Annotated in this window: 1 protein-coding gene, 2 tRNA genes and 3 rRNA genes; all 6 read right to left on the minus strand. The window is 47.8% G+C overall.

Features of this window, described 5'->3' with window-relative positions; all coding sequences use genetic code 11:
- Positions 1–41: 41 nt before the first annotated feature.
- Positions 42–150: ribosomal RNA gene (gene rrf, locus ACW6NC_RS15990) — 5S ribosomal RNA — on the minus strand.
- A gap of 142 nt (positions 151–292) precedes the next feature.
- A 23S ribosomal RNA gene (locus tag ACW6NC_RS15995) occupies positions 293–3,135 on the minus strand.
- Positions 3,136–3,357: 222 nt separating this feature from the next.
- A tRNA-Ala gene (locus ACW6NC_RS16000) sits at positions 3,358–3,431 on the minus strand.
- A gap of 165 nt (positions 3,432–3,596) precedes the next feature.
- Positions 3,597–3,670, minus strand: a tRNA-Ile gene (locus ACW6NC_RS16005).
- Positions 3,671–3,778: 108 nt separating this feature from the next.
- A 16S ribosomal RNA gene (locus tag ACW6NC_RS16010) occupies positions 3,779–5,306 on the minus strand.
- The 16S, 23S and 5S rRNA genes sit together here with 2 tRNA genes alongside, the layout of an rRNA operon.
- A 344-nt stretch (positions 5,307–5,650) precedes the next feature.
- The coding region (locus ACW6NC_RS16015; RefSeq protein ID WP_457867569.1) for a hypothetical protein at positions 5,651–5,844 on the minus strand (194 nt) is incomplete at its 5' end.

Consider the following 5,844-nt stretch of genomic DNA (forward strand, 5'->3'; position numbering starts at 1 on the left):
CAAAAAAACCCTTCACCAAATAAATGATGAAGGGTTTAAAAAAAAGGCGGTGACATACTCTCCCACAAATAGCAGTACCATCTGCGCTAACGGGCTTAACTTCTCTGTTCGGAATGGGAAGAGGTGAGCCCCGTTGCCATAACCACCTTAAATCGTTGAGTGTAGCATAAAGACCCTTATCGGCCAGTATCTACCTCCTAATAACCTTGACATATTTAAGAAACAAAAAATAACAATAAAACTGACGGTTAAGCATTCAAGCTCCCCCTATCCCTTGCAGGATAGGAGGAATCGCATCAAGCTTTACGGATTATTAGTACCACTTGGCTATGACATTGCTGCCTTTACACCTGTGGCCTATCAACGTGGTCGTCTCCCACGGTCCTTTAAAGAAATCTCATCTTGTGGTGGGTTTCGCGCTTATATGCTTTCAGCGCTTATCCCTTCCCAACGTAGCTACTCTGCAATGCTCCTGGCGGAACAACAGATACACCAGAGGTTAGTCCAACTCGGTCCTCTCGTACTAGAGTCAGGTCCACTCAAATTTCTAACGCCCACTACAGATAGAGACCGAACTGTCTCACGACGTTCTGAACCCAGCTCGCGTGCCACTTTAATGGGCGAACAGCCCAACCCTTGGGACCTTCTCCAGCCCCAGGATGTGACGAGCCGACATCGAGGTGCCAAACCCCCCCGTCGATGTGAGCTCTTGGGGGAGATCAGCCTGTTATCCCCGGCGTACCTTTTATCCTTTGAGCGATGACCCTTCCATGCGGTGTCACCGGATCACTATGCTCTACTTTCGTACCTGATCGACCTGTATGTCTCTCAGTCAAGCTCCCTTTTGCCATTGCACTCTACGCACGGTTACCAAGCGTGCTGAGGGAACCTTTAGAAGCCTCCGTTACTCTTTTGGAGGCGACCACCCCAGTCAAACTACCCACCAAGCACTGTCCCTCATAAAATGAGGTTAGGCTCCGAACAAGTAAAGGGTGGTATTTCAACAATGACTCCACACCGCCTGGCGACGGCGCTTCAAAGTCTCCCACCTATCCTACACATCACTTGTCCAAAGTCAATACTAAGCTATAGTAAAGGTGCACGGGGTCTTTTCGTCCCGTAGCGGGTAATCGGCATCTTCACCGATACTACAATTTCACCGAGCTCATGGCTGAGACAGTGTCCAGATCGTTGCACCATTCGTGCAGGTCGGAACTTACCCGACAAGGAATTTCGCTACCTTAGGACCGTTATAGTTACGGCCGCCGTTTACTGGGGCTTCAATTCAATGCGTCGCGACAAGCGCTAACATCTCCTCTTAACCTTCCAGCACCGGGCAGGTGTCAGGCCCTATACTTCATCTTTCGATTTCGCAGAGCCCTGTGTTTTTGATAAACAGTCGCCTGGACCTCTTCACTGCGGCCCATCCGAAGATGGGCGACCCTTCTCCCGAAGTTACGGGCCCATTTTGCCTAGTTCCTTAGCCATGAATCTCTCGAGCACCTTAGAATTCTCATCCCAACTACCTGTGTCGGTTTGCGGTACGGGTTGCCTCCACTCGCTTTTCTTGGAAGTCGATCCGCTGGATTATCACGCCGGCCGAAGCTTTTGTGTACTGTCGGGGTGTTACCACTCCCTTCAACGTGCTATTCCGTCAGCACGCACCAACTTTTCGCCTCCGTCCGCTTTAACGTGGGGCAAGTACAGAAATATTAATCTGTTGTCCATCGACTACCCCCTTCGGGTTCGCCTTAGGTCCCGACTAACCCCCAGCTGATTAGCATAGCTGGGGAAACCTTAGTCTTTCGGTGTGCAGGTTTCTCGCCTGCATTATCGTTACTTATGCCTACATTTTCTTTTGTAACCACTCCAGCAACTCTCGCAAGTCACCTTCATCGTTGTTACAATGCTCCCCTACCACTCTGTACCTTAAAGTACAAAATCCATAGCTTCGGTAGTATGTTTATGCCCGATTATTATCCATGCCGGACCGCTCGACTAGTGAGCTGTTACGCACTCTTTAAATGAATGGCTGCTTCCAAGCCAACATCCTAGCTGTCTGGGCAGTCCAACCGCGTTTCTTCAACTTAACATACATTTGGGGACCTTAGCTGATGGTCTGGGTTCTTTCCCTCTCGGACACGGACCTTAGCACCCATGCCCTCACTGATATAAAACATTTTATAGCATTCGGAGTTTGTCAGGAATTGGTAGGCGGTGAAGCCCCCGCATCCAATCAGTAGCTCTACCTCTATAAAACTATCATATCGCTGCACCTAAATGCATTTCGGGGAGTACGAGCTATTTCCGAGTTTGATTGGCCTTTCACCCCTACCCTCAGGTCATCCCAAGACTTTTCAACGTCAACGGGTTCGGTCCTCCACTATGTGTTACCACAGCTTCAACCTGCCCAAGGGTAGATCACACGGTTTCGCGTCTACCATTACCAACTTTAAACGCCCTGTTCAGACTCGCTTTCGCTACGGCTCCATGACTGAATCACTTAACCTTGCTGGAAACGGTAACTCGTAGGCTCATTATGCAAAAGGCACGCCGTCACATGTAAACATGCTCCGACCGCTTGTAAGCGTATGGTTTCAGGATCTGTTTCACTCCCTTGTTCAGGGTTCTTTTCACCTTTCCCTCACGGTACTGGTTCACTATCGGTCTCTCAGGAGTATTTAGCCTTGGCGGATGGTCCCGCCGGATTCATACAGGGTTTCTCGTGCCCCGCACTACTCAGGATACCACTATCATTGCATTTGTTACCTATACCGGGCTGTCACCGTCTGTGGCCAAGCTTTCCAACTTGTTCTAATTCCATTTGCAACAAATATCGTGGTCCTACAACCCCATACAGTCCGTAAACTATATGGTTTGGGCTAATGCACTTTCGCTCGCCGCTACTAGCGCAATCACTATTGTTTTCTCTTCCTCCGGGTACTTAGATGTTTCAGTTCCCCGGGTTTGCCCTCCTTGCGGAGTACTATACCTTCAGTATAGTGGGTTGCCCCATTCGGATACCTGCGGATCAACCTGTATGTGCCAGTCCCCGCAGCTTTTCGCAGCTTATCACGTCCTTCATCGCCTCTGAGAGCCTAGGCATTCCCCATACGCCCTTATCTAGCTTGTATGCTTCTTGCTTATGCTCGAATTATCTCGTGACCTATATTATAAATCACAATGTATTCTATTAATTTAATTACCTCGTTATAAAATAAATTCTATAACTGTAGTTTCTCGTATTCTTTGTTTCTCAATATGTCAATGAACGTCTCGCGAGTCGCGACAGATAATACATTATCTATCACTCCCACTGCAATACTCTTGAAATTTACATCCCAAGGCATCGCCTTGTGGAGAATATCGGAGTCGAACCGATGACCTCCTGCGTGCAAGGCAGGCGCTCTAGCCAGCTGAGCTAATCCCCCGTTGTTAGGCTACAGTTAACCAGTTATTCGTTAACAGTACTTATAACGGCTACTCAACCTCTAAAATTTCCTTTCAATATTTCTTTATGAACTTTAAGTCTCCGGTAGCCATGCCCTGGCATACCTTACCTGTTACTCTCAAGGCAAGCTCCAAGGCTTGCTTTGTAGTCTCAGGCAGACTCGAACTGCCGACCTCTACATTATCAGTGTAGCGCTCTAACCAGCTGAGCTATGAGACTGTCCTTTTTAAATATTAAATCGACAGCTTAGAATCAAGACCAAAAAAGAAGCTTTAAATACTTCCTCTTAGATAATTGCGCTTTGCATTTTAACATGCATTGCTCTAGAAAGGAGGTGTTCCAGCCGCACCTTCCGGTACGGCTACCTTGTTACGACTTAGCCCCAGTTACCAGTTTTACCCTAGGCGGCTCCTTGCGGTGACCGACTTCAGGTACCCCCGGCTTCCATGGCTTGACGGGCGGTGTGTACAAGGCCCGGGAACGTATTCACCGGATCATGGCTGATATCCGATTACTAGCGATTCCAGCTTCACGCAGTCGAGTTGCAGACTGCGATCCGAACTGTGATAGGGTTTATAGATTCGCTCCTGGTCGCCCAGTGGCTGCTCTCTGTCCCTACCATTGTAGCACGTGTGTGGCCCAGGACGTAAGGGCCGTGATGATTTGACGTCATCCCCACCTTCCTCGCGGTTTGCACCGGCAGTCTGGCTAGAGTTCCCGACATGACTCGCTGGCAACTAACCACAGGGGTTGCGCTCGTTATAGGACTTAACCTGACACCTCACGGCACGAGCTGACGACAACCATGCAGCACCTTGTAATCTGTCCGAAGAAAAGTCTGTTTCCAGACCTGTCAGACTACATTTAAGCCCTGGTAAGGTTCCTCGCGTATCATCGAATTAAACCACATGCTCCACCGCTTGTGCGGGCCCCCGTCAATTCCTTTGAGTTTCATTCTTGCGAACGTACTCCCCAGGTGGGTTACTTATCACTTTCGCTTAACCACTCAGCCCTTAATCGGGCCGAACAGCTAGTAACCATCGTTTACGGCGTAGACTACCAGGGTATCTAATCCTGTTCGCTACCTACGCTTTCGTCCATCAGCGTCAGTGTATTATTAGTGATCTGCCTTCGCAATCGGTATTCTGAGTAATATCTATGCATTTCACCGCTACACTACTCATTCTAACCACTTCATAATAACTCAAGGATAACAGTATCAATGGCAATTCTACAGTTAAGCTGCAGACTTTCACCACTGACTGATTATCCCGCCTACGGACCCTTTAAACCCAATGATTCCGGATAACGCTTGGATCCTCCGTATTACCGCGGCTGCTGGCACGGAGTTAGCCGATCCTTATTCTTACGGTACCGTCAAACACCTACACGTAGGTGCGGTTCTTCCCGTATAAAAGCAGTTTACAACCCATAGGGCAGTCTTCCTGCACGCGGCATGGCTGGATCAGGCTCTCGCCCATTGTCCAATATTCCTCACTGCTGCCTCCCGTAGGAGTCTGGTCCGTGTCTCAGTACCAGTGTGGGGGATCTCCCTCTCAGGACCCCTACCTATCGTAGCCATGGTAAGCCGTTACCTTACCATCTAGCTAATAGGACGCATACCCATCTAATGGCCATAAATGTTTAATAACAAATTCAGGTGAAATTGTTATACTATGGGGCATTAATCCAAGTTTCCCTGGGCTATTCCCCTCCAAAAGGTAGGTTGTATACGCGTTACGCACCCGTGCGCCGGTCGTCAGCGGATTGCAAGCAATCCCTGTTACCCCTCGACTTGCATGTGTTAAGCCTGCCGCTAGCGTTCATCCTGAGCCAGGATCAAACTCTTCATCGTTGTTTCTTAATATAATAACAACCATCCAAAGTTTGCACTCAAAGACGACTTCTCTAGTCTTAATTCTAAATTATTTGTATGATTGCCAATTAAGGCAATCTTACGCGCTGTCAATTCAATAAATCAATGAACTTCCTTCCTCCTCTTACAAAGGAAGGTTTCCTTAGCTGAAATCAAAGGACTCGAACCTCTCTTACTTTACTACCCACCCGGGATTTCTTTTGCAGTATTTTTTCGTGAACTCGTTTGCGCTCAAAGCGGCTGCAAATATACAATGCTTTTTCCTTTACCTCCAAATAAAATCTTTGGAAAATTTTAAAGCTTTTTGCTATAAACCTGCAAGGTTAAAAGAACGTTTGGCTTGTTGTTTTTGCGGGTGCAAATATACACCGCTTTTTGTTTCTGGCAATAAAAAAACTTTTATTTTTTTTTAGCCCCTGAATTGGCTGCCAAAATATCCTCTTAATCCACGCTGTTAAAGAACTTCCGCCTACCTTTATAACTCCTGTTATCCCTGTAAGCGGCTGCAAATATACAG

The sequence above is a fragment of the Salegentibacter profundi genome, from assembly GCF_054121475.1.